The 905-nt window shown below is 63.3% G+C and carries 2 protein-coding genes; both read right to left on the reverse strand.

The window, feature by feature from the left end; all coding sequences use genetic code 11:
- Window positions 1–274: sigma 54-interacting transcriptional regulator (locus tag HX824_RS32785; protein ID WP_371319428.1), on the reverse strand; the 274-nt coding region annotated here is incomplete at its 3' end.
- A gap of 22 nt (window positions 275–296) precedes the next feature.
- Window positions 297–905, reverse strand: a 609-nt coding sequence (locus tag HX824_RS32210) for an acyl-CoA dehydrogenase family protein (protein WP_256347075.1), incomplete at its 5' end; no start/stop codon positions are given.

A 905-nucleotide genomic window follows, 5' to 3' on the forward strand; every position in this document is an offset into this window, starting at 1 on the left:
CGAACAGCTCGGCTTCCACCAGTGATTCGGAGAACGCACCGCAATTCACCGCCACGAATGGCTGCTCCTTGCGGCCACTGAGGTTGTGGATATGCCGTGCGACCAACTCTTTGCCGGTGCCGGTTTCACCGATGATCAGCACGCTGGCTTCGCTCGGCGCAACTTGTTGCACATGCTTGAGCAAGGCCTTGGACCTGGGGTCTTCAAACACCTGCGCGGTGGCGCGGATGGAGGTGGCAAGGGCGGGCGAGGGCGGTAGGGTCAGCAGTTGCATGGTTATCCCTTTGAATAAAAGATCAGGAATAAAACGTCGGGATGGGCGCGGTACCGTTCAGTGCCCACTCGCCCAGTTCATGAAGTTTGTAGTCCAGCGGGTCATGCAGGCTCTGGGTGCGCAAGTTGCGCCAGTGCCTGTCGAGGGCCACCGAGGCGTTGGTCGCCCGTGCGCCGGTGACCTCGAAGACCTTGCTACACAACTCCAGGCCATTGCGGCTGGCGGCGACTTTGGCGGTGGCGATGGCAATCGCCGTTTCGCCGCGTTCCTCGCTGGTCAGGGCCGAGCCCTTGGCCCATGCCGCGTCCAGCACCTGGCCTGCGCGCTCCACCAGCAGGCGGGTGCTTTGCAGCGCCACCCAGAAATCGCCGTAATGGCTGAGGATGTAAGGGTCCTGGGTGCTGTGGCTGGCGCTGGAGCGGAACCACGGGCGGGCTTCTTCCAGGGTGTATTGGCGCGCCTCTTCGAACGCGCCTTCGGCGATGCCGAGGAAGATATTCGCGAAGTGCAGTTGCGCAATCAACGGCCGCAGGCAGGCGAACGGAGTACTCAGGGGGCCCGGGTCCAGCAACAGGTCGGACTCTTCCACACGCACGCGCTTGAAGGTCACGCTGCCGCTGTCGGTCTGGCG

It is taken from the genome of Pseudomonas sp. D4002, from assembly GCF_013385665.1.
In the GTDB taxonomy this organism is placed as follows: Bacteria; Pseudomonadota; Gammaproteobacteria; order Pseudomonadales; family Pseudomonadaceae; genus Aquipseudomonas.